This window comes from Amycolatopsis sp. NBC_01488 (genome assembly GCF_036227105.1).
GTDB lineage: Bacteria > Actinomycetota > Actinomycetes > Mycobacteriales > Pseudonocardiaceae > Amycolatopsis.
The window spans coordinates 982,276-1,005,121 of the sequence record NZ_CP109434.1; the positions used below are offsets into that span (position 1 = coordinate 982,276).

The 22,846-nt window shown below is 72.0% G+C and carries 15 protein-coding genes; 12 read left to right on the forward strand and 3 right to left on the reverse strand.

Annotated elements, in window-relative coordinates; genetic code table 11:
* The first annotated feature begins 13 nt into the window (after positions 1-13).
* Together OG738_RS04515 and OG738_RS04520 are read left to right on the forward strand one after the other, a co-directional pair.
* Complete coding sequence (locus tag OG738_RS04515) at positions 14-1,597, forward strand: discoidin domain-containing protein (protein ID WP_329051465.1); 1,584 nt, start codon at positions 14-16, stop codon at positions 1,595-1,597.
* A gap of 75 nt (positions 1,598-1,672) precedes the next feature.
* Positions 1,673-2,302: an SAM-dependent methyltransferase gene (locus tag OG738_RS04520; RefSeq protein WP_329051466.1), complete on the forward strand. Its 630-nt coding sequence runs from the start codon at positions 1,673-1,675 to the stop codon at positions 2,300-2,302.
* 55 nt (positions 2,303-2,357) lie between these two features.
* Here OG738_RS04520 and OG738_RS04525 read toward each other — a convergent pair whose 3' ends face one another.
* Together OG738_RS04525 and OG738_RS04530 are read right to left on the reverse strand one after the other, a co-directional pair.
* Entirely contained in the window at positions 2,358-3,374 is a 1,017-nt protein-coding gene (locus OG738_RS04525; protein WP_329051467.1) for a S1 family peptidase, read from the reverse strand.
* A gap of 162 nt (positions 3,375-3,536) precedes the next feature.
* Positions 3,537-3,830, reverse strand: a complete 294-nt coding sequence (locus OG738_RS04530) for a GNAT family N-acetyltransferase (RefSeq protein WP_329051469.1) — start codon at positions 3,828-3,830, stop codon at positions 3,537-3,539.
* A gap of 143 nt (positions 3,831-3,973) precedes the next feature.
* Here OG738_RS04530 and OG738_RS04535 point away from each other — a divergent pair, with 143 nt between their 5' ends.
* The 5 genes from OG738_RS04535 to OG738_RS04560 all read left to right on the forward strand — a co-directional run bounded on the left by OG738_RS04535 (position 3,974) and on the right by OG738_RS04560 (position 10,495).
* Positions 3,974-5,983 (forward strand): terpene synthase family protein, encoded by a 2,010-nt coding sequence (locus OG738_RS04535; RefSeq protein WP_329056550.1) that lies wholly within the window; start codon positions 3,974-3,976, stop codon positions 5,981-5,983.
* 96 nt (positions 5,984-6,079) lie between these two features.
* On the forward strand, positions 6,080-6,871 hold the full coding sequence (locus OG738_RS04540) for an MBL fold metallo-hydrolase (RefSeq protein ID WP_329051471.1): 792 nt from the start codon (positions 6,080-6,082) through the stop codon (positions 6,869-6,871).
* Positions 6,868-7,449, forward strand: a complete 582-nt coding sequence (locus OG738_RS04545; protein WP_329051472.1) for a DedA family protein — start codon at positions 6,868-6,870, stop codon at positions 7,447-7,449. The genes OG738_RS04540 and OG738_RS04545 overlap by 4 nt, the downstream gene beginning before the upstream one ends.
* A complete protein-coding gene (locus tag OG738_RS04550) occupies positions 7,446-9,554 on the forward strand; it encodes a phage holin family protein (RefSeq protein ID WP_329051473.1) in 2,109 nt (702 codons plus the stop codon). Before OG738_RS04545 ends, OG738_RS04550 begins: the two co-directional genes overlap by 4 nt.
* Positions 9,555-9,742: 188 nt before the next feature.
* The gene (locus tag OG738_RS04560; RefSeq protein WP_329056552.1) at positions 9,743-10,495 is read left to right on the forward strand and encodes a methyltransferase domain-containing protein; all 753 of its coding nucleotides are present in this window, start codon (positions 9,743-9,745) and stop codon (positions 10,493-10,495) included.
* On the opposite strand, the gene OG738_RS04565 is transcribed toward OG738_RS04560, so the two are convergent.
* Entirely contained in the window at positions 10,473-11,264 is a 792-nt protein-coding gene (locus OG738_RS04565; protein WP_329051474.1) for a TetR/AcrR family transcriptional regulator C-terminal domain-containing protein, read from the reverse strand. The two genes, OG738_RS04560 and OG738_RS04565, sit on opposite strands and share 23 nt — an antisense overlap.
* Positions 11,265-11,340: 76 nt before the next feature.
* On the opposite strand from OG738_RS04565, the gene OG738_RS04570 reads away from it, so the two are divergent.
* The 5 genes from OG738_RS04570 to OG738_RS04590 all read left to right on the forward strand — a co-directional run bounded on the left by OG738_RS04570 (position 11,341) and on the right by OG738_RS04590 (position 22,833).
* The gene (locus OG738_RS04570) at positions 11,341-13,614 is read left to right on the forward strand and encodes an excinuclease ABC subunit UvrA (protein WP_329051475.1); all 2,274 of its coding nucleotides are present in this window, start codon (positions 11,341-11,343) and stop codon (positions 13,612-13,614) included.
* The gene (locus OG738_RS04575) at positions 13,611-14,411 is read left to right on the forward strand and encodes a siderophore-interacting protein (RefSeq protein WP_329051477.1); all 801 of its coding nucleotides are present in this window, start codon (positions 13,611-13,613) and stop codon (positions 14,409-14,411) included. Before OG738_RS04570 ends, OG738_RS04575 begins: the two co-directional genes overlap by 4 nt.
* A 119-nt stretch (positions 14,412-14,530) precedes the next feature.
* On the forward strand, positions 14,531-17,710 hold the full coding sequence (locus OG738_RS04580; RefSeq protein WP_329051478.1) for a hypothetical protein: 3,180 nt from the start codon (positions 14,531-14,533) through the stop codon (positions 17,708-17,710).
* A gap of 11 nt (positions 17,711-17,721) precedes the next feature.
* Complete coding sequence (locus OG738_RS04585) at positions 17,722-21,591, forward strand: hypothetical protein (protein WP_329051480.1); 3,870 nt, start codon at positions 17,722-17,724, stop codon at positions 21,589-21,591.
* 21 nt (positions 21,592-21,612) lie between these two features.
* On the forward strand, positions 21,613-22,833 hold the full coding sequence (locus OG738_RS04590; RefSeq protein ID WP_329051482.1) for a hypothetical protein: 1,221 nt from the start codon (positions 21,613-21,615) through the stop codon (positions 22,831-22,833).
* Positions 22,834-22,846 lie beyond the last annotated feature (13 nt).

Here is a 22,846-nt window from a genome sequence, read left to right on the forward strand (position 1 = left end):
TTCCGGAGGCAGCATGACCCGGCGCGCTCTCGTGCTCGTCGTGACCCTGGTCGTCGCCCTGGCATCCGCGCTCGCCGGCGCGAGCACCGCGAGCGCGGCCACCACGCAGCCCACCTTCCTCACCTTCTACGGCTGGTGGGACAACACCCCGCCCGGCGGCGACATCTCCTACCCGCAGATCCACGACACCGCGGGCGGCAAGGGCACCTACGCCGACCCGATCACCTTCGCCACCAGCAGCGACGAACTGAAGCCCGGCACCAAGGTCTGGGTGCCGCGGGTGAAGAAGTACTTCATCATGGAGGACGGCTGCGACGAGTGTTCCGAAGACTGGAACAGCAAGGGCCCGAACGGCGGCCCCGGCCTGCGTCACATCGACCTCTGGCTCGGCGGCAAGGGCGGCAGCGCCTTCGACGCGATCGACTGCGAGGACGCGCTCACGCACTACAACGCCGACAACACGCCGGTCATGGAGCCGGTGGTCGTCGACCCGCCGTCGACCGAGGACTACGACGCCACGCCGATCTTCACCACCAGCACGGGTGCCTGCTACGGCGGCGCGAAGCCGAACACGACAGTCGGCCAGTACAAGAACAACTCCACTGGCACGTGCCTCGAAGCTCCCAGCAGCGGGACCACGCTGAAAGTGGCCGCCTGCACCGGAAGCGACGCCCAGCGCTTCACTTTCCACGGCGCTTTCCTCGTGATCGACGACAAGTGCGCAGGCATCTCCGGCAGCTCCATCGTGCTGCAGACCTGCACCGGCGGGCCGGCCCAGCAGTGGTCGATCAACCCGGACGGCACCATTTCCGACATCCAGACGAGCAAGAAGTGCTTCCGCGCCTCGGGCACGACACTCACCGCGGGCAGCTGCTCCGGCACGCAGGCGCGCTGGACGTTCACCGCGGCCGGCAACACCTCGAGCCTCAGCGTGACGCCGTCAGCGGTTTCGGTGGCGCCGGGCGGTACGGCGACGGCCACCGTCAGCACCACGGACGCCGTCACGCTGTCCGCGAGCGGCGCTCCCGCGGGCGTCACCGTGTCCTTCTCCCCGGCGTCGGTCCCGGCCGGCGGAACCTCGACCGTCACGGTCGCCGCCGCCGCGAACGCCGCGCCCGGCTCGGCGACGCTCACCATCACCGGAGGGACGAAGACCGTGGCCCTGGGCGTCACGGTCACCGGCGGGAGCGGCGGCACCGAAACCCTGCTCTCCCAGGGCAAGACGGCGACGGCGTCGTCGACGGAGTCCTCGTCCTACCCGGCGAGCGCGGCCTTCGACGGCAACCTGACCAGCACGCGCTGGGCGTCCAAGGAAGGCTCCTCGAGCGAGTGGCTGCGCGTCGACCTCGGCGCCACCGAGCAGGTCTCGCACGTCAAGCTGAGCTGGGAAGCCGCGTACGGGAAGGCCTACCGCATCCAGACCTCGGCCGATGGCACGACCTGGACGACGATCTACAGCACCACCACCGGCAACGGCGCCACCGACGACCTCACCGGCCTGGCCGGCAGCGGCCGCTACGTGCGGATGAACGGCGTCACACGCGGGACGTCGTACGGCTACTCGCTGTACGAGATGCAGGTGTACGGCACGGCCTGAGTTGCCATTCCGGCAACGCGATTTGCCTCTTCGGTGACGTCCTCCGCATGCTGGGGACGTCACCGAGGAGGACCCATGCCCCACGCACACGACCAGCCCATGATCGTCGAGAACATGCTCAAGCAAGAGTTCTGGGAAGCGCTGTACCAGCGCGACGAGCACCGGATCTGGAGCGGGAACGTCAACCCGAACCTCAGCTCCGAGGTCGAAGGGCTGACGCCCGGGCACGCACTCGACCTCGGCTGCGGCGAAGGCGGCGACGCCATTTGGCTCGCGAAGCAGGGCTGGACGGTCGACGGCGCCGACATCTCGACCGTCGCGCTGGCCCGCGCGGAAGAAGCGGGCAAGGAAGCCGGCGTGAGCGTCCGCTGGCTGCACCGCGACATCCTGAAGTGGCAGCCGGCAGACCGGTACGACCTGATCTCCGCGCAGTACCTGCACCTGCCGCCGGACCTGCGCCGGGACGTCTTCACGGCGGCCGCGGCAGCGATCCGGCCGGGCGGTTCGCTGGTGGTCGTCGGGCATTCGCCGAAGGCCATGCGGGAGTTCGACGGCCAGAAGCCGCCGGAGGAGCTGTACTTCGAGCCGGAGGAGATCACCACCTACCTCGGCGACGCCTGGCAGTGGATCGTCGAGACGTGCGAGACGCGCGGCGAGGGCCACCACACCGACGCCGTCTACCGCGCGAAGCGGCTCGAAGCATGAGAAAGGCCCCCTTCACGCGCCCTCGACGCGTGTGAAGGGGGTCCTTCCGGACCTGTCAGGCGAGCGAAAGGCCGTAAGCCTGCAGCTCGAGGGTGAGCGGGTAGAAGTAGCTGGTCACGGTGTCGCCGCCGGACAGCGTGCCGAGGCCCTTCGAGCCGTCGTACGCCGGGCCGCCCGAGTCACCGTGGTCGGTGTGCGCGGTCGTGCCGAACTCGTGGTTCAGGACGCCGACGTCGAAGTTGACCGACTCGTCGACCGAGGTGACCTCGCCGCTGCCGCCACCGGTGGTCGAGCCCTGCTTCTGCATCTGCTCGCCGACGGTCGGCTCGGCGGCGCTGGTGATCGCCTGGCCGGTGTTGATCTCGCCGGGGCCGGTGCCGTTCGGGCGGGTCAGCAGGCCGGAGTCGGCGCCGGGGCAGTCGCTCTCGACGACCTGCGCGCCGGAGACGTCGCCGCCGGCCCAGGTGCCGCCGAGGTTGGTGCAGTGGCCCGCGGTGAGCAGGAACGGCGAGCCGCCGCGCGTCACGTTGAAGCCGAGCGAGCAGCGACCCTGGTCGTTCTGGATCGCGTCGCCGTCGGCGATGTGCAGCTCCAGCTTGCCGGTGCGGTGCTCGACGCGGACGCTGTCGCCGTACTTCGCGGCGGCCGCGGCGACCTTGTCGGCGGTCGCCTTGCTGGCGGCGTCGTAGACCTTGACGACGACCTGGTTGGTCTTGGTGTCGATGCCCCACGCGGTCTGCGGGACGTTCTTCACCGCGTCCAGCTGGTTCTTGACGCCGGTGAGCGCGGCGAAGGTGTGCTTGACCTTCTTGGCGGTCAGGCCGGCGGCCTGCACCTTCTGCACGGACGCGTCGTCGGTCACGGTGACGACGGCCTTGCCGTTCTCGAGGTAGATGCCGCCGGACGTCGCGCCCAGGGCGCTCGCCACCTGCGTGGCGGTGCTGACGGCGTTGGCCTGCATCTCGGAGAAGGCCAGCGGGGACGCAGTGGCGGCCGAAGCGCACACGCCGCTGGTGAGGGCGGCGGCCGACAAGACGGCGAAGGTCCTGAGGGCGGTCTTCCGGGGAGTCATCAACTTCCTCCAGTTTGCCGGTTCGAAGTCTGCGCCGGTCACTTTCGTTGCCGGGCAACCAACGCACTACCGACGAAGGTTGGTTAATAACCAATCGATCCGGACATACCTCTCAACTCCGACGCGAACGGCCCTGTGACGTTGCTCCGTTCGGCGCGCCGCTCAGTCCTTCGGCCAGCGAATGTGGTCTTCGTAGCCCGGGTTCTTCCGCAGGTATCCGGCGATGAAGGGGCAGACGGGCACGATCGTCCGGCCCTTCGCGACGACGTCGTCGAGCGCGCCGGACGCCAGCACCTTGCCCAGGCCCTGTCCCGCGAACGCGTCGTCGATCTCGGTGTGGGTGAACACCGTGCGGTCGCCGCGCAGGTCGTAGCGCGCGAACCCCGCCAGCTTCTCGTCCGCCCAGATCTCGTAGCGATCTTCGCCGGGGTTGTCTACTACTCGCGTCTCCGTCATTGAAACTCCTTCGTCGCTGGGCCGGCCGGGGGAAGGGCCCGACCCGTTCGTGTGCAACCCCGCCTGCTCCTCTTGGCGGGCACCCGCGGGTTTGGTTGCCTCACGGGGTGCCTCAGCAGCCGTTCGTCCTCCCCGAGTTCTACATGCCTTACCCGGCCAGGGTGAACCCGCACCTCGAGCGGGCCCGCGCGCACAGCAAGGCGTGGGCGTACGGGATGGACATGGTCGACGTGCCGCAGCGCGGCACGGTCATCTGGAACGAGCACGACCTCGACTCCCACGACTACGCGTTGCTGTGCGCGTACACGCATCCGGACGCCGGCGCGGACGAGCTCGACCTGATCACCGACTGGTACGTCTGGGTGTTCTACTTCGACGACCACTTCCTCGAACGGTACAAGCGCACCGGCGACATCGACAGCGCGCGCACCCACCTCGACCGGATCGAGCTGTTCATGCCCGCCGAAGGCGAGATCACCGCGACGCCGGAGAACCCGGTCGAGCGCGGGCTGGCCGATTTGTGGCACCGGACGATCCCCCATCGCTCGGCCGCGTGGCGGCGCCGGTTCGTCGAGAGCACGAAGGCGCTGCTGGAAGAGTCCTTGTGGGAGCTGGCGAACATCAACGAAGGCCGGCTCGCCAACCCCATCGAGTACGTCGAGATGCGGCGCAAGGTCGGCGGGGCGCCGTGGTCGGCGAACCTCGTCGAGCACTCGGTGCACGCCGAGGTGCCGGACGAGATCGCCGCGTCACGCCCGATGGAGGTCCTGCGCGACTGCTTCGCCGACAGCGTCCACCTGCGCAACGACCTCTTCTCCTACCAGCGCGAAGTGCAGGACGAAGGTGAGCTGTCCAACGGCGTGCTCGTGTTCGAGAAGTTCCTCGGGCTCACCACGCAGGAGGCGGCCGACGCCGTCAACGACCTCATCACCTCGCGGCTGCACCAGTTCGAGCACACCGCGCTCACCGAGGTGCCGGCGCTGTTCGACGAGCACGGCGTCGACCCGGCCGCGCGCGCGGCGACGTTCGCCTACGTCAAGGGCCTGCAGGACTGGCAGTCCGGCGGGCACGAATGGCACCTGCGGTCCAGCCGCTACATGAACGAGGGAGCCGTCGACAGCCGGCCGCAGGCCGCGCGGATCCTCTCGTCGGTACTCGCCACCGCTCCGCAGCGGATGCGGGCCTACCGCCACACGCCGTTCCACGAGGTGCGGGTGGAGCGGCCCGCCGTCGAGCCGCCGTTCCCGGTGCGGCTGAACCCGCACCTGGACCGGTGCCGTCGCCGCAACGTCGACTGGGCGCGCACCACGGGTCTCCTCGACGGCGTCGTGTGGGACGAGCGGAAGCTGCGCGCCGCCGACCTGCCGCTGTGCGCGGCGGGCATCCACCCGGACGCGCCGGCCGAGCGGCTCGACGTCACCAGCGACTGGCTGACCTGGAGCACCTACGCCGACGACCACTTCCAGGAGACGTTCGGCGCGACGCGCGACCTCGCCGCGGCGAAGGCGTGGCGGGCCCGGCTGGCGCTGTTCATGGCGGACGGACCCCGGCCGGCGCCGCTGAACCCCCTCGAAACCGCGCTCGCGGACCTCTGGCCGCGCACCGAAGACCGCGGCGCGGTGCGGCGGGCCGTCGAGTCGATGACCGGGAGCTGGCTGTGGCGGCTGGTGAACCTGGCGCAGAACCGGATCCCGGACCCCATCGACCACGTGGAGATGCGCCGCCGGACGTTCGGCGCGGAGCTCTCGATGGTCCTGACGTCGCCGCATCGAGCACGGCCGGCCATCGAGCACCTCGCGGCCGACTACGGCGGCCTGCTCAACGACCTGTACTCCTACCGCAAGGAGATCCGGTTCGAAGGCGAGCTCACCAACTCCGTCCTGGTCGTGCGGAACTTCCTCGGCTGCTCGGAGGAGCGCGCCTTCGCGGTGGTCACCGACCTGGCCGAAGCGCGGCTCGCGGAGTTCCGCCACGCGGCGGACGAGTCCGCCGGGCACCTCCGGCACTGGCTGGCGGGCGTGGCGCACTGGCACGAGAACGCCGGCCGGTACACCGGCACCGAACTGGGCTACCACCCCTGGTCCGGCGGCCCGACGGGGATCGGGACGTCCTCGCTGCGGATCTCGTCCCTGCTGCCCGCGACGCCCGTGTGATCGGAACGCCGACACGCGTGCTCGGCTGTCGCCGCGGGGCGTTGTTCGCGCCACTCCGCCGGGCGTTCGTCCGGCGCGAGGGCGATACTCGACAGCGTGAGCGGCTTCAGCCTGCGTTTCCTCGGCCATTCGACGGTCCGGCTCGACCTCGGCGGCCGGGTCGTGCTGACCGATCCCGTGCTCACCGCGCGCGTCGGCGGGCTCGTCCGGGTCGTGCCGCCGCCGCCACCGGAGACCTACGCGGACGTCGATCTCGTCCTCGTCTCGCACCTGCACGGCGACCACCTGCACCTGCCCTCGCTCAAGCTGCTCGGCAAGCGCACCCGGATCGTCGTCCCGCGCGGGGCCGGGGCCTGGCTGGCCAAGAAGGGCTTCGGGAACGTCGAAGAGATCGCGCCCGGCGAGAGCCTGACCGAAGGCGCGCTGGAAATCACCGCGACCCGGGCCGTCCACTCGGGACACCGGTGGGGCCCGCGGCTCACCCACGGCCCGCAGAGTCCCGCGATCGGGCACCTGATCGAAAGCGGCGGCACCAAGGTCTACCACGCCGGCGACACCGACCTCTTCGACGGGATGGCGGACTTCGGCCCGGTCGACGTCGCCCTGCTGCCCGTCTGGGGCTGGGGGCCGAACCTCGGGCCGGGTCACCTCGACCCGGCCCGCGCCGCGCTGGCCGCCGGAATCACCCGGGCGCGTGCCGCCGTGCCCGTCCACTGGGGCACCCTCGCCGTCCCCGGCATTCGGCGCACCGCCCGGATGCGGCGGCTGCTCGCCGATCCGCCGCGGGTGTTCGCCGCCGAGGTGAAAGCCGCCGGCGGAACCACCGAAGTCCTGTTCACCGAGCCTGGCGCCGAGGTCGCGCTCCCCGCGCGTGAGGACCGGGCGTGAACTGGACCGACCCGGCCGCCATCGGCTACCCGGCGCTGTTCGGCGGCGTCCTGCTCGGCTCGATCATCCCGATCGTGCCCACCGGCGCGGTGGTCGGCGCCGCGGCCGCCGTCGCGACCACCACCGACCACCTGTCGCTGCCGCTGGTCATCGTCATCGCCACGCTCGGCGCGTACGTCGGCGACGTCGTCACGTTCGGGATCCCGCGCCTGGGCAGCGAAGCCGCGTTCCGCTGGATCAGCAGGCGCCAGCCCGCCGAGCGGCTGGAGAAGGCCCGCGACCAGTTCGCCCGCCGCGGCTGGCAGCTCGTCGTGATCGGCAGGCTCGTCCCGGCCGGGCGGATCCCGGTGCTGCTCGCGGCCGCCGCGCTGAGCTACCCGTGGCGGCGCCTGCTGCCCGCCGCGCTCGCCGCGTGCGCGCTCTGGGCGGGCGCGTACAGCGTGCTCGGCATCGTCAGCGGGGGCATCTTCGACTCACCCGTCATCGCGACGGTCCTGGCGACGGTGCTGGTCCTGCTGGTCACCGTGCTGGCGAACCTCGTCGCCCGGTGGCGGCGCAAGACCAAGGAGCGAGTGTGACGACGACGGCGCCGAAGGGCCGGCTGCTGCGCGGCGGCCGGGCCGTCGCCCGCATCGTGGGCGTGTGGGCCGCGGTGACCGGCGCGCTGCGCCTGCTCGACGTCGTCCTCCCCGGCTTCCGGATGCCGTACTGGTGGCAGCCGACGGTCTGCGCGCTGCTGCTCGGCCTGCTCGCCGGCGTCGTGTGGCCGCTGGTCATGCGGATCGCCTACCCGCTGGCGTTCTTCACCTTCGGCCTCTTCGGGTTCCTGCTGCTCGGCGCGGGCACGCTCGCGGTGTTCCGCACGGTCCCCGGCGTCGAGCTGGTCGGGTTCCGGACGGCGGTGATCGTCACCGTCGCCATGGCCGGGGTCGGCGCCCTCATCTCGGCCGGGCTCGCCATCGACGAGGACGAGATCTTCTTCCGCCGCGCCAACCGCCGCCGCCGTCGCCACGCTCCCCCGCCCGGCGCCGCTGGCCAGCCGCCCGGCGTGGTCTTCCTGCAGATCGACGGCCTCGGGTTCGACACCGTCCGCCGCGCGGTCCGCGACGGCGACATGCCGACGTTCGTCGCCTGGCTCGCCGAGGGCAGCCACACGCTGACGCCGTGGCACACCGACTGGAGCTCGCAGACCGGTGCGAGCGTCTGCGGCATCCTGCACGGCTCCAACCACGACATCCTCGGTTTCCGGTGGTACGAAAAGGACCGCGACCACGTGATGGCGTGCGCGCACCCGACCGACGCGGCCGAGATCGAACGGCGGCACTCCGACGGGCGCGGCCTGCTCTCGGGCGGCGGCGCGGGCCGCGGCAACCTCTTCTCCGGCGACGCCGACCACGTCAGCCTCACCATGAGCTCGATCCCGGTGCTGGTGCCGAAGAAGCTGCTGCGCCGCCGCCGCGACCGGCTCGGCGCGGGCTACTACGCCTACTTCGCGAACCCGGTCAACGCGCTGCGCACGTTCGTCGTGGCGCTGGTCGACGTCTTCCGCGAGATCAACGCGTCGGTGCGCCAGCGCCGGGCCGGCGTCGTGCCGAGGATCCCGCGCGGCGGCTGGTACCCGCTGGCGCGGCCGGGCACGACGGTGATCGCGCGCGACGTCGTCGTCTCGGCGATCCTCGGCGACATGCTGGCCGGGCGGCCGGTGGTGTACGCGGACTTCCTCGGCTACGACGAGGTCGCGCACCACTCGGGCATCGAGCGGTTCGACACGCTGTCGGTGCTGCGCTCGATCGACCAGCAGATCGCCCGGCTGCACCGCGCGAGCCGGCTTTCCTCGCGCCGCTACCACGTCGTCGCGCTGTCGGATCACGGCCAGACGCAGGGCCAGGCGTTTTCGGAGCGGTTCGGCGAGACGATCGAGGCGTACGTCGGGCGGCTGTGCGGGGGCTCGCCGTCGGCGTCTTCGGGCAAGCGGCGGCAGGCCGAGAGCTGGCAGATCAACGCGGCGCTGGCGGAGGCGACGAAGAGCGGCGGCCTGATCGCGCGCCGGCTGCGCGCCCGGGTGGAGGACGCGGAGTGCGCCGACGACCGGCCGCGCACGACGTCCGGCTCCCCCGGCGCGGTGACGCGCGTGGCGCCGGGCGTGGTGGCGGTCGTGTCCGGGCACGTGGCGATGGTGTCGTTCACCGAGCACGAGGGCCGCGTCGAGCTGGAGACGATCGAGCGTGCGTTCCCCGACCTGCTGCCGTCGCTGGTGGACCACCCGGGGGTCGGGTTCCTGCTGGTCCGCAGCCGCGAGTTCGGCCCGGTGGTGCTGGGCCGCGACGGCTTGCACCGGTTGGCGACGGGCGTGGTGATCGGCGAGGACCCGCTGCTGCCGTACGGCCCGCACGCGGCGGACCTGGTCCGCCGGGTCGACACGTTCCCGCACTGCGCGGACGTGATGATCAACAGCCGCTACGACCCGGATTCGGACCAGGCGTCACCGTTCGAGACGCACGTCGGTTCGCACGGCGGGCTCGGCGGGCCGCAGCAGCGCGGCTTCGTGGTGCACCCGCGGGAACTGCCGCCGCTCGGCGAGGTGGTCGGGGCGGAGGCGCTGCACCGGGTGTTCCGCGGCTGGCTGACGGAGCTGGGCCATCCCGAACCGGCGGCGGCCCGGGTTTCGGAGGTCGTTTCGTGAAACTGCTGCGGGAACTCCCGCTCGGCACGCGGGTCGTCGTCCGGTACCGGATCGAGGGCGGGTTCACCGACGCGCTCGGGAACCTCGTGGCCCGCGACGAAACCACGTGCACGGTGGACACCCGGCGCGGGCCGGTCGTAGTGGACTTCGAGGCCGTCGCGCTCGCCAAGCCGGTGCCCCCGCCACCCCTGCGCAAATCGCGTTTCGACGAACTGGTCGCCGAAGCCGACGCCGTGTCCGTGGACGGCTGGGACTTCTCCTGGCTCGACGGCCGAGCCACCGAAGCGCGCCCGTCCTGGGGTTACCAGCGGCTGCTGGGCGAACGCCTCGCAGGCGTCCACGCGGCGCTCGACCTCGAGACCGGCGGCGGCGAGGTCCTCGACGGCTGCCCGTCCTTGCCGCCGCTGATGGCCGCGACCGAGTCGTGGCCGCCGAACGTCGCCAAGGCGTCGGCCCGGCTGCGGCCGCGCGGGGTCGTCGTCGTGGCCACCGAGGGCATTCCCTTCGGCGACGACGTGTTCGATCTCGTTTCCAGCCGCCACCCCGTGACGACGGCGTGGGCCGGGATCGCCCGCGTCCTGCGCCCGGGCGGCACGTACTTCTCGCAGCAGGTCGGCCCGGCGAGCGTGTTCGAGCTGGTCGAATTCTTCCTCGGCCCGCAGCCGGACGACGTCCGGAACAGCCGTCACCCCGACCACGCCGTGGCGGAAGCGACGAAGGCGGGCCTCGAGGTCACCGACCTGCGGTCGGAGTCGCTGCGCACCGAGTTCTTCGACATCGGCGCGGTGGTCTACTTCCTGCGCAAGGTGATCTGGATGGTCCCGGGGTTCACGGTCGGGCAGTACCGCGACAAGCTGCGGGAGCTGCACGAAAGGATCGAGCGCGACGGCCCGTTCGTCGCCCACGCGACCCGGTTCCTCATCGAGGCCCGGAAGCCTTGACGATCGCCGCCTCGACGCCGTCCAGCAGCAGCTCCAGGCCTGCTTCGAACGACAGCCGCGCCTCGCGCTCCAGGTAGGGCTCGTCGGAAGGAGCGGGTTCGGAAGAGCCGAGCCGGGCCACCGTGGGGAACCGGGAAGTCAGGTCCGGCACCAGCTCCTCCAGCAACGCCGACCGCGCGTACCACCAGTCCTCTTCGGACAGTCCCGTCTCGCGCGCGGCCTGGCGGGACTCCGCCGCCGCTTGGACCGAGCCGCGGACGACGTTGAACAGCGCCGACACCACCCAGCGAACCCGGGGCAGCGGCAGCCCGGTGGCCGCCAGCACGGACAGCAGCGTCTCCTGGACGTGGAACTCCCCCGGCCCCAGCACCGGGCGCGCCGGCGAGACCTGCAGCAGCCACGGGTGCCGCAGGTGCAGGTCCCACAGCGCGTCGGCCAGCGCCACCGCCGCGGGGCGCCAACCAGCGGACGGCGAGAAAGACGACGGCAGCTCCCCCAGCGTCCGGTCGTACATCAGGTCGACCAGCTCGGTCTTGCCCGGCACGTACGTGTAGAGCGCCATCGCCGTGCGGCCGAGCCGCTCGCCCACCGAGCGCATCGACAGCGCCGCCATGCCCTCGGCGTCGGCGATGTCGATCGCCGCCGCGACGATCGCCTCCACCGACAGGCCCGGCTTGGGCCCCGGGCCGGTGCGCGGCGCGACCACGCGCGGCCCCCACAGCAGCTCCATGGACCGCCGGGCGTCGCCCTGACCCGCGAAGACGACCACCTTGCCGACTCCTTACACCATAAAGTATTGTACGCTGAAGAATCAGTTTACAGCCTAAACTATCGAGAAGGACGGTATGACCTCACCCAGGCGGGCCGCCGACACCCACGACGTGATCGAGGTCCGGGGCGCCCGGGAGAACAACCTCACCGGCCTCGACCTGGACATCCCGAAGCGCCGGCTCACGGTGTTCACGGGCGTGTCCGGCTCCGGCAAGTCGTCCCTGGTCTTCGGCACCATCGCGGCCGAGTCGCAGCGGCTGATCAACGAGACCTACAGCGCCTTCCTCCAGTCGTTCATGCCGAGCCTGTCGCGCCCGGACGTCGACCTGCTGGAGAACCTCAGCGCGGCCATCGTCGTCGACCAGGAGCGGATGGGCGCCAACTCGCGCTCCACGGTCGGCACCGCGACCGACGCCTACGCGATGCTGCGGATCGCCTTCTCGCGCTTGGGCGAACCGCACGTCGGCACGTCCGGCGCGTTCAGCTTCAACCTGCCCGAGGGCATGTGCCCGGCGTGCGAGGGCCTGGGCCGGGTGTCCGACCTCGACGTCCACGCCCTGCTCGACTTCGACCGGTCACTGCACGACGGCGCGATCCAGGTGCCCGGCTTCACCCCGGACAACTGGTACGTGCAGACCTACCTCTCCTGCGGCTTCTTCGACCCGGACACCAAGATCCGCGACTTCACGCCCGAGCAGCTCGACGACCTGCTGCACAAGGGGCCGTGCAAGGTGAAGGTCGGCAAGAGCAACATCACCTACGAGGGCCTCGCGGTGAAGGTCCGGCGGCTCTACCTGCAGAAGGACACCGAGTCGCTGCAGCCGCGGCTGCGCGCGTTCATCGAGAAGGCCGCGACGTTCAAGACCTGCGACGCGTGCGGCGGCGCCCGCCTGAACCAGGCCGCGCTCTCGGCCAAGATCGACGGCAAGAACATCGCCGACTGCGCCGCCCTGCAGATCAGCGACCTCGCCGAGTTCGTCCGGAACCTCGACGCGCCGTCGATCCGGCCGCTGCTGGGCAACCTGCGCGACACCCTCGACTCGCTCGTCGAGATCGGCCTCGGCTACCTCTCCCTCGACCGCGAATCCGCGACGCTCTCGGGCGGCGAGGCGCAGCGCGTGAAGATGGTGCGCCACCTCGGTTCCAGCCTCACCGACGTCACGTACGTCTTCGACGAGCCGACCGTCGGGCTGCACCCGCACGACATCGAGCGGATGAACAACCTGCTGTTGTGCTTGCGGGACAAGGGGAACACGATCCTGGTGGTCGAGCACAAGCCGGAGACCATCCGGATCGCCGACCACGTCGTCGACCTCGGCCCCGGCGCGGGCACCGACGGCGGCCGGCTCTGCTACGCCGGCAGCGTCGACGGCCTGCGCGCGTCCGGCACGCTCACCGGCCGCCACCTGGACCACCGGGTCACGCTGCGAGACGAGATCCGCGAGCCCACCGGGCACGTGTCCATCACCGGCGCGAAGCTGCACAACCTGCGTGACGTCAGCGTCGACGTCCCGCTCGGCGTGCTGACCGTCGTCACCGGGGTCGCCGGCTCCGGGAAGTCGTCGCTGATCCACGGTTCGCTGGCCCACCGCGACGACGTCGTCGTGGTCGACCAGTCGGCGATCCGCGGCTCCCGGCGGTCCAACCCGGCGACCTACACCGGCCTGCTCGACCCGATCCGCACGGCGTTCGCCAAGGCCAACGGCGTCAAGGCGAGCCTGTTCAGCGCCAACTCCGAAGGTGCCTGCCCGCACTGCAAGGGCCTCGGCGTGATCTACACGGACCTGGCGATGATGGCCGGGGTCGCGTCGGTCTGCGAGGAGTGCGAAGGCCGGCGGTTCACGCCCAAGGTGCTGACCTTCGAGCTGCGCGGCAAGAACATCAGCGAGGTGCTGGCGATGTCCGTCGCCGAAGCGCGCGAGTTCTTCCCCTCCGGCACCGCGCGGAAGGTGCTCGACCGGCTCGGCGACGTCGGCCTCGGCTACCTGACGCTCGGGCAGCCGCTCACCACGCTGTCCGGCGGCGAACGGCAGCGGCTCAAGCTGGCGATCCGGATGGCCGAGAAGGGCTCGACCTACATCCTCGACGAGCCGACGACCGGCCTGCACCTCGCCGACGTCGACCAGCTCCTCGCGCTGCTCGACCGGATCGTCGACGCGGGCAACACGGTGATCGTCATCGAGCACCACCAGGCCGTGATGGCCCACGCCGACTGGCTGATCGACCTCGGCCCCGGCGCCGGGCACGACGGCGGCCGCGTGGTGTTCGAAGGCACCCCGGCCGCGCTCGTCGAGAACGCGTCCACGCTCACCGCCCGCCACCTGCGCGACTACCTGGGGAAGCCGTGAAGCCGACCGGACTGCTCGAAGTGACGGCGGTGTGGCGGCCCACCCCGCGCACCGTGCGCGTCACGTTCACCGGCGACGGCCTGGCCGACCTGGAGCCGTGGCCCGACCAGCAGCTCAAGCTCCTCTTCCCGCCGCCGGGCCGCCCGGTCCGGCTGCCTTCGGGCGACGACGACGTGCTGCGCTGGTACCAGGCGTACCTCGCGATCCCGGAGGACGAGCGCCCCGTCATGCGCAGCTACACCGTGCGCTCGCGGGCTCTCGGCACGATCGACGTCGAGTTCGTGCTGCACGACTCCGCGGACGGCCCGGCGACGGCGTGGGCCCGCACCGCCTCCGCCGGTGCTGTCCTCGGCCGCTACGGCCCGGACGCGGCCTACCGCCGTCCACTGTCCACAGCGGACACGCTCCTGCTGGCCGGGGACGAGACCGCGCTGCCAGCCATCGCGACCATTCTGTCCGAAGTGGACAACGCGGTGGCGTTCGTCGAGGTAGCGGCCGCCGCCGAGGAGCAACCACTGCCCGTCCACTGGCTGCACCGCGACGGCGCCGAGCACGGCGTCAAGCTCCTCGAAGCCGTGCGGGACGCGAAGCTCGGGCCGGGGTCGGTCGCCGCGTGGCTCGCGGGCGAGGCGGGGATGGTGCGGGCGCTGCGGCGTCACCTCGTGGGCGAGCGGGGGCTCGACAAGCGCGTGGTCGAGTTCTCCGGCTACTGGCGACGCCGGCTGACGCAGGACGACGCGCCGACCGCCGACGACCTGGCCGACGCCGCCGAAAAGCTGGCCCAAGCGGGCGGCTGAGCGGCCGAACGGGCGGACAAGACTGCCCCAAGGGGAGGTATCGACATCGGCTCCTTGCCGGAGCCGGACCCCGGAGCGACGGTGAGCGGGCTCAGTTCGCTCCGGGGAGGTCCCCAGCCATGCCCGAATCCACTCCGCACGAAACCGGCGACGGCCGCCCCTGGCGGCGCGACGTCGGACGGCGCACCGTCCTCGCCGCCGGGGGTGCGGCGCTGCTGCTGGCGAACCTGCCCGGCGACACGGCCGCGCCCGCCGTGCTCGCCGCCGACGCGACGCCGGATCTCACGCTCGACCTGCTGCGCCGCGAAGACATGCTCAAGCTGCGCTTCACCTTCTTCAACCTGCGACGCTCGACCGCCGCGGGCCCTCCGAAGCTGGTGCCGATCGACGCGAACGCGCAGTCGGTGATCGTCGTCCAGCTCGCCAGCCAGCACCTGATGGAGGAGCCGACCTACGTCTCCGACCCCGGCGGGAACCCGCCGGCGAACCTGCCCGCGCCCGGCGACATCGCCACGCGGGCGGTCGGTCCGAGCCGGATCGCGTTCCTCGTGCCGTCGACGGTGAAAGAGCTGCCGTACTCCGAAGAAGGCCTGCTCGCGTGGCCGGACTGGGTCATGCGGGTGGTGCCGAAGACCGCCCCGGCCGTGCCGGGTCAGCTGGTCACCGACCTGCTCCTGGTCGACTGGCTGCACCTGACGCCCGAGCAGTACGCGTCGTGGGCGCACGTGACGCACCCGGTGACCTCGGCCGGGCGCACCGAGCTGTGGCACACCCGCCTCGCCCCGCGGGACACGTTCGGCCGCCCCGACCCGCAGCTCGGCCCGGCCGAGATCCGCGCGACGGCCACCGACACTCCGGACGACCTGCGGTTCGACGACCTGTTCGGCTATCCCCAGGATCCCGGGACGCCGGCACGGATCGTCACGCAGTCGAACTCGATCGCCCCGGTGCGCGGTGATCTCGTGCTGCTCTCGGCACTGGGCGCCACGCTCGAGCTCGCGGGCGAGTGGCCGGAGCCCGCCACCCTCGCCCGGTGGCAGCACCGCTCGGCACTCGGGCGCGACAACTACGTCCGCATCGAGCAGCGCGGGTTCCTCTTCCCGTACGGCCACCGGGCCACGTCGGTCGTGGAAACCGAACGCACCTTCGCCGGCGGTGCGGCCCGGTTGCTCCAGCGCGCCTACATCCGGCTCGAAGAGCCGGTGAAGACCTTCACCGACAACGGGCTTCCGTTCCGCTCGGTCGAGATCGCGATGACCACCACGCCGAACCTGGCCGCGCATCCGGAGGAGATCTCGGGCACCGCCGCCTACTGGGTGCAGTACCAGCCGGGCGCGGACCCCGTCGACGTCCCGTTCCCGATCGTCGCCACCGACTGGGCGGGCAACCGCATCGAAACCGTCGCCCACCTGGCGTTCGTCGACCAGGACCACGCCACGGACCAGACGGTGCTGAACGCGCTGCAGGCCCAGGCCGACCCGAACGACTTCGACCACGTCAACCCGCGACGCACCCACGAACTGGGCGGGCAGAAGGTCGCCTTCGCCCCGCCCTCCGGTTCGAACGGCCTGGCCGCCGCCGCGGACGACGGTGCCCCGCGCAACACCGCGTTCCCCACGGTCCGGATGCACCTCAACGTCAAGCTGCGGGTGCAGGCCGGAGAGGCCGGGTTCGCGCCGCAGATGCTCGCCGCGGAGATCCGGATGCCCGCCGTCGAGGCGCTCGCGGGCGGTCAGGAACTCGCCACCGCCATCGGGTACGACCCCGGCTACGTCCACGGCTCCTTCGAGAACGTCAAGGGCGAGCTGTTCGCGCGAGTCAGCCCGACGGTCGCGGACGTGGGCAAGCTGGTGCAGGCGATCACCGCGAACAACCCGATCCCCGACGTCGGCGCGGTGACGGCGAAGTTCGGCCGGACCGTCGCCCAGCTCGGCGGGGTCGCGGCGCCCGACCTCGACATCCGCGGCCTGTCCCGCTCGCTCGGGCCGCTCTCCGGGCCCGCCGACACCATCAGCCAGATCGCGAAGGACGGCGACTTCGACCCCCGGAAGTTCTTCCCCGACACCGCGAAGCTGCTCGGCGGGCTCAGCCTGGCCGATCTCCTGGGCGTCGACCCGAAGCTGCCGGTCGGGAACGCGCCGAAGATCGTCACCACGCCCGAGTACGGCAACGGCCGGGACCTGCCGCCGACTGCCGTCACGACCGTCCTGGACTGGCGGCCGAAGCTGCCGGACGAGCTCACCGCCGGGGTGTTCCTCCCGAAGCTGCCGGACCGTCCCCACGCGACGCTCACGCTGCACGGCGAGAACCGCACGGTGTTCGGCACGAACGGCGTCACGACGACGTCGACGATCACGGGCGACCTGCGCGACTTCGCGATCGAGCTGGTGAAGGGCAACGACGAAGCGCTGTCGTTCATCAAGCTCACCTTCCGCCGGTTCGCCTTCGAGCAGCACGACAGCGCCAAGCCGGTGATCCACGTCGAGCTGGACCGGATCGACTTCGAAGGCCCGCTGAAGTTCGTCAACACGCTGCAGCAGTTCCTCGTCAGCACCGGCAAGGGCCTCGGCATCGACGTCCAGCCCACGGGCATCACCGCGGGCTACACCCTGGCCATCCCGGACGTCGGCATCGGCGTGTTCGCGCTGCAGCACCTGGCGTTCAGCGCCGCGCTGTCGATCCCGTTCGACGGCGGCCCGGCGCGGGCGCGGTTCGCGTTCTGCAGCCGGGAGCACCCGTTCACGCTCACCGTCTCGCTGTTCGGCGGCGGCGGGTTCTTCGCGCTGGCGCTGGGCACCGACGGCTTCGAGCTGGTCGAGGCGTCGATCGAGTTCGGCGGCGCGGTGGCGTTCAACCTCGGCGTCGCCAGCGGGTCGGTCTCGGTGATGGCCGGGATCTACTTCAAGCTCGAGCGCAAGCCGGAGGTCCCGGCGAGCGGCAGCACCCCCGCGGTTCCCGAGCACGACGCGGTCACGCTCACCGGGTACGTCCGCGCCAACGGCTCCCTCAACGTCCTCGGCCTGATCACCATCTCGGCCGAGTTCTACCTGGCGCTGAGCTACACGAACGACGGCGGGCAGAACGTCGTCGAGGGCGAGGCGTCGCTGACCGTCGAGATCGACATCCTGTTCTTCTCGAAGTCGGTCACGCTCACCGTGCACAAGTCCTTCGCCGGTCCCGGTTCTTCGTCGCCGGCCGCGCGAAGCGCCGCCGCGCTGCCGGCCGGCGGTTCGCCGTCCTTCGGCGACCAAATGAGCCAGGACGACTGGAACACCTACTGCGACGCGTTCGCGGCCTGAGAAGACGAGCGATGGCCACCCAGACGATCCTGAGCACCGCGCTGCCGGCCGGCGTGCGGACCGAGCAGGGCAGGACTTTCCTTCACCTGTCGGCATTCCTGTCCCCGCGGCTGACCGGCGCGGACACGCTGTCCGCGTTCCCGGCCTGGCTCGACTGGCCCGCCGCGCCGGTCGAGTTCGACGTCTCGCTCGGCGGCACGGTCACCCGCGCCGAGAAGCTGCCGCAGGACCTGCGCTCGGACCTGTGGAAGAAGCTGTTCGCCGGTGCCGCCCCGCTGGGCGCGGCGACCGCGCCGCCGCTGCCGCCGCAGAAGACGTTCGTGCGGTCATACCCCGTGCGGAACGTGCGGAACTTCGTCCGCGACCAGTACGCGCTGATGGCGGCGAACAACCCGACCACGCACCCGACGATCACCGACTACCTCGGCGCCCCGCAGGAAGGCCTGCGGGCGAGCGGAAACCGGTGCGGTCCCCGGAGCCGGTACCGGCTGCACGACACGTGGATCTCGCCGGAGACGAAGGCGGCCGTCACGGACAACCTGGCGCTGTACTTCTTCTACGCCAAGTTCCTCGACCGAGCGGACCCCGCGCTGGAGCAGATCCGGACCGAGCACGGCCTCAGCGACCAGCAGCTCGACTTCCTGCTCTCCGAGCACTTCCACGGCCGCCCCGCCGCCGCCCGCCCGCACGTGGTGAACTTCGCCGGTGGCGCGAGTGCCTTCCGGGCCGCCGTCGCGGCGGAGCCGCCGAACTTCCACTCGGTGGTCGGCGCGCTCGGCCAGTACCCCGCGCTCCTGCGGAAGTTCGGCCTGGTCCGCGATCTCCGCATCCCCCTGCCGAATCCGCTGCCCACCGGGGCGACCTGGGTGACGGTCACGCCGGTCCTGGCCGGGCTGGCGGTCACCGCCCAGCGGACCGACTGCACGGTCACGGCGACGACGTTCACCGCGAACGCCCGCACGCCCCTGCTCGCCGGCGGCCTGCTGCAGCTGGGCGGCCCGGACTTCGACGTCACCGAGGTCGATCCCGATTCGGCCGCGGTGAAGCTGCTCGGCTTCGGCGAGAGCGTCGCGCGGCTCGACCCGTTCGGCGGGATCGGCCGGCCCGCGTCCGACGCGCCGGACACCGCCCCGCCGCCCGCGTTGCAGAGCAACGGGTTCTCGATCACCGAAACCGGGCGGGCCAAGCGGATCTGGGGCGCGGTGGACCAGGCCGACAAGCTGGCGCGGGGTGCGTCCGCGAGCGCCGAGGACCTGACCCGCGGGCTGCGGTTCGACGTCTGGGACGACGTCTCGAAGAGCTGGCACAGCCTCTGCCGCCGGCAGGGCACCTACACCGTCGCCGGCACCTCGGTCACGGCCGCCGACGAAGGCGTCGTCACGACCGCGCACACGACCCAGCCGGACGACCCGACGCAGACGGTCTTCCTGCACGAGTCGCTGGCCCGGTGGAGCGGCTACAGCCTGGTCGCGCCGCGCCCGGGCAAGGCCGTCGCCGACGACGGCGCGCTCGTCGCGGGCGACGGCACCGAGCCGGACCCGGCGTTCCCGCTCGGCGTCAAGGTCAAGGCCGAGCCGGGCAGCCTGCCGCGGCTGCGGTTCGGCCGCACGTACCGGTTTCGCGCGCGCACCGCCGACCTCGCCGGCAACGGCCCGGCCCTGAACGACGTCACCGGCGACGCCGGGGCGACGGCGCCGGTCAGGTACACGCGGTTCGAGCCGGTCGTGTCGCCGCACGTGCTGTTCCGCAAGCCGCGCACCGAAGGCGAGTCGGCGGAACGGCTGGTGATCCGCAGCAACTTCGACACCGCCGCGACCGCCGACTGCCAGCGCCACCTCGCACCCGTCCGGATCGCCGAGCTGCTGGCCGAGCAGCACGGCCTGTTCGACCTGCCGGCGACCCTCCTGACCCCGCCGGTCATGAACAAGCTCGCCTACGGCCGGATCAAGCAGAAGGACACCGGCTCGTTCGACCAGGGCGGCACGCCCGACAGCGGCGGCTACGGCATCCCGTACTACGACACCGACCAGCTGACGCTGCCCTACCTGCCGGACGTCCTCAGCCGCGGCGCCGCGTTCGCCGGCCTGCCCGGCACTGCCGACGGCGACGTCGTCACCGGCGACTTCGACCCGGTGCCGCTGCTCGGGAACTGGCCGGACTACCGGCCGTTCCGGCTGCGGATGGTCGAGGGCACCGGCAAGCCGAAGTTCGACCCGCTGTTCCGGGTTCTCACCGTGCAGGTGCCGAAGGGCCGGACGTTCGACGTGCACTACAGCAGCGTCCTCGCCGACGCCGACGTCGACCTGCTCGGGCCGTGGAAGTGGCTCACCGACGCGGTCGCGGCGGGCACGGTGACGTTGCCGTCCGGCACGACGCTCGCTTCGCTGCGGGCGCTGGCCCGGCAGGGCCGGCTGTGGCAGCTGACGCCGTTCCGCACGCTGACGCTGGTGCACGCGATCAAGCAGCCGCTGACCCCGCCCGCGCTGGTCAAGCCGGTCGCCGTGCGCCGGCCCGGCGAGACGTTCGCCCGGATCGTCGACCGGCTGGGCTTCGATCGGCCCAGCACGAGCCGCGTCGACGTCCAGGCGGCGTGGACCGAACAGGTCGACGACGTGACCGTGCCGGCCCCGGCTCCGAGGGCGGGCGCCGCGGCGGCGTTCGGCGTGGTGGCGCGGCCGGACGACCCGGCGGGCCAGGTGCTCCCGGTCGACGAGCGGCACGAGTTCCACGACACCAAGTTCCGCCGCGTCACCTACACGCCGATCGGCACTTCGCGGTTCGCGGAGTACTTCCTGCAGCGCGCGACCGTGCAGCCGGGTACGTCGGCGGTCGTGGTGGACAAGGGCGGGATCGTGCCCGCGTCGGACGTCGTCCGCGCGGGTTCGACGACCTTCGTCCGCGGCACCGACTACGACGTCGACTACGTCCACGGCACGGTCACCTGGCTGGCTTCGCCGGTGCCCGCGTCGGTCGAGGTCGCGTACGTGCCGCCGCCGATCACCCGGGCGGGCGCGGCGCTGACGATCGACGTCCCGAGCACCGCGCGGCCCGCCGCGCCGGACATCGCCTACGTCGTCCCGACGTTCGGCTGGACCACGGAGACGACGGCGTCGCAGACCACGAGCACCCGGCGCGGCAACGGCTTGCGCGTGTTCCTCGACCGGCCGTGGTACTCCTCCGGCGACGGCGAACAGCTCGGCGTGCTGCTGGCGGACGGGCCGTCGGTGCCCGCGGACCTGACCCGCCTCGTGACGGACTGGGCGCAGGACCCGGCGTGGCGGTCGGCCGCGTTCACCCGGCCGCCGCAGGTCGGCGACTTCCCGCTGGCCGTGCACCCGCGGTCCGGGCTGACGCTGGTCGAAGGCACCGCGTCGCCGGTCGCCGTCGCGCCGCACGACGTCGGCTACGACGCCGAACGCAAGCTGTGGTTCTGCGACATCACCTTCGCGGCTCCGCAGCCTTCGCCGTACACGCCGTTCGTGCGGCTGGCTCTGGCCCGCTACCAGCCGGTGTCGGTGCCCGACGTCGAGCTGTCCGCGGTGGTGCAGGCCCAGTTCGCGCAGCTGTCGCCGGACCGGGTCGCGACGGCGGTGTTCGCGACGCCGACGTCGGTCCGGCTGACGGTGACCGGGCCGATGCCGGCGCCCGCCACCGGGCTGAGCGCGCAACTGCAGGTCGCCGACCCGGCGCTGAGCGGGAACGTCGCCTGGCAGGACACCGGGACGGCCGTCGCACTGACGGCGTCCGCCACCGGCTGGACCGGCACTGTGCCGCTGCCCGCGGCGCGCGGGACCCGCCCGTTCCGCCTGGTGCTGACCGAGTCCGAAAAGCCGAACCAGGGCGGCGAACGGCTCGTCTACGCCGACGCCCTCACCTTCTGACTGTCCATTGTGGAGGATCTGATGCACCGAACCGGACTGGTGTGCGCGGCCGCGGCGCTGCTGCTGGCCGGCGCCACCCCGGCGCTCGCCGCGCCCGAGTCACCCGCTCAGTGGAAGGCCCGGCCCCACCGCGCGCTCGCCGCCACGCCCACGGCCGGGAACGGCGTCTTCCGCGTGTCCCTGCAGCAGGCGCAGGGGCTCGGCGTCGGCTCGTTCACCGTGCAGACCGGGCCGGACCACCCGGCGGGTGCAGGCCGGGACGTGCTGTTCGGCGGCGGCGTACCGGGGACGTCGTTCCTGACGGTGCGTGACCTGACCGCCAAGGTCGACTACGTGCAGGGGCAGTACCTGACGACGGCGACGGAGGTCGCGCTCGACTCGCTGGACCCGACGACCACGGCGGTCGGCACGACCGGGTTCCACACGAGCTGGGTGACGTTCCTCGACTCGGGCTCGCTGGAGATCGACCAGTACGTCGCCGTGCACGGCGGCACGGTCGCGGACTCCAGCGTCGAGGTCACGACGACAGTCACCGGCACGAGCGCCGACACCTTCGCGGTCCAGTACCTCTGGGACACCGCGGCCGGCACCGACGACGGCCCGGTGCTGCAGACCGGGGCGTACAGCCCGTTCGGGGCCACCACCACGCGCGAGACCACCCTGTCCGGTGTGGACAGTGTGGCGCTCGTCGACAACGACGGCGGCCCGAGCCTGTCCTTCGGCCTGACCGGCACCGGCCCGGCCCGGATCACGCCGCCGCCGACACCCCCGCAGTCGATCCAGTTCGTCTGCTGGCCGCGCGCGGTCGGGGCGGCGCCGGGGCGCTACCAGACGGATCCCACCATCGACGTCGCCACCACCGGGACCGGCTGCCCGGCGCCGTCGGGGCCGGATTCGGCGGTGCAGTACCTGTTCGCGCCCTCGACGATCGGGCCGAGCGGGGTGCGCGCGTCGGCGTCGCTGTTCTCGACCACGCCGGACCCGACGTCGCTCAGCGTCGCGCCGGCGCGGCTGGGCTCGCCCGCGCTGAGCGCGACCCTGACGGACACGCAGTTCGGCCGTCCGGTGCCCGGACGGCCGGTGACGTTCACCGCGGGCACCCGCACCCTGTGCTCCGGCGTGACGAACGCGACCGGCGTCGCGTCGTGCGGCGGGCTGTCCGAAGGCCTGGCCGCGCTGCTCGGCTACTCGGCGGCCTACGCCGGCGACGGGATCTGGGCGGGGTCGGCCGGAAAACGCTGATGGCAGAATCGCC

Excerpts from the sequence above, each read along its gene's own strand:
- OG738_RS04515 (WP_329051465.1), top strand. The coding sequence starts at position 14 with ATGACCCGGCGCGCTCTCGTGCTCGTCGTGACCCTGGTCGTCGCCCTG.
- OG738_RS04520 (WP_329051466.1), top strand. The coding sequence starts at position 1,673 with ATGCCCCACGCACACGACCAGCCCATGATCGTCGAGAACATGCTCAAG.
- OG738_RS04525 (WP_329051467.1), bottom strand. The coding sequence starts at position 3,374 with ATGACTCCCCGGAAGACCGCCCTCAGGACCTTCGCCGTCTTGTCGGCC.
- OG738_RS04530 (WP_329051469.1), bottom strand. The coding sequence starts at position 3,830 with ATGACGGAGACGCGAGTAGTAGACAACCCCGGCGAAGATCGCTACGAG.
- OG738_RS04535 (WP_329056550.1), top strand. The coding sequence starts at position 3,974 with ATGCCTTACCCGGCCAGGGTGAACCCGCACCTCGAGCGGGCCCGCGCG.
- OG738_RS04570 (WP_329051475.1), top strand. The coding sequence starts at position 11,341 with ATGACCTCACCCAGGCGGGCCGCCGACACCCACGACGTGATCGAGGTC.
- OG738_RS04580 (WP_329051478.1), top strand. The coding sequence starts at position 14,531 with ATGCCCGAATCCACTCCGCACGAAACCGGCGACGGCCGCCCCTGGCGG.
- OG738_RS04585 (WP_329051480.1), top strand. The coding sequence starts at position 17,722 with ATGGCCACCCAGACGATCCTGAGCACCGCGCTGCCGGCCGGCGTGCGG.
- OG738_RS04590 (WP_329051482.1), top strand. The coding sequence starts at position 21,613 with ATGCACCGAACCGGACTGGTGTGCGCGGCCGCGGCGCTGCTGCTGGCC.